The sequence below is a fragment of the Ruegeria sp. I3 genome, from assembly GCF_056532525.1.
On the sequence record NZ_JBQFNI010000030.1, the window covers coordinates 1 to 652 of the forward strand.

At 54.1% G+C, this 652-nt stretch carries 1 tRNA gene and 1 rRNA gene; both read right to left on the minus strand.

What is annotated here, in order from left to right:
* Positions 1-169: 169 nt before the first annotated feature.
* Positions 170-246 (minus strand) — tRNA-Ile (locus ACR0L9_RS20630).
* Between the two features lie 208 nt (positions 247-454).
* Positions 455-652 (minus strand): 16S ribosomal RNA (locus tag ACR0L9_RS20635); the annotation flags it as partial.

The window sequence follows — 652 nt, forward strand, 5'->3', positions numbered from 1 at the left end:
CCTGACCTCCTGAATGCAAATCAGGCGCTCTCCCAGCTGAGCTAAGGCCCCATCTTTTTTGGCCTACCGCCTATTCGGCTACTTGAGGCCACAAAGGTCGCTCTCATTGCTTTTGTGACCAAAAGCAACTGCCGCGACAACGACTTTTTTTGCTTCGCAAAAAATGTCTTGGTGGGTCGAGGAGGACTTGAACCTCCGACCTCACGCTTATCAGGCGTGCGCTCTAACCACCTGAGCTACCGACCCAGTTGATTTGCTTCCAGCAAATCGACGTTGCCCGGCAGGCGTTGCGAAGCAATGCCGAGAGGGCCAGACCTCACAGCGGTGCAGGCCTGATGTGTTCTGAAGAGATATGAGGACGGCTCGGTCCATGAGTTTGATCAACTTTGTTTGTTGATCTTCTGCTAAGTGTATCGCGAGATTTGCGAACAAATCTAACTAGATACATCCTTAGAAAGGAGGTGATCCAGCCGCAGGTTCCCCTACGGCTACCTTGTTACGACTTCACCCCAGTCGCTGATCCTACCGTGGCCGCCTGCCCCCCGAAGGTTAGCGCAGCGTCGTCGGGTAGAACCAACTCCCATGGTGTGACGGGCGGTGTGTACAAGGCCCGGGAACGTATTCACCGCGTCATGCTGTTACGCGATTACTA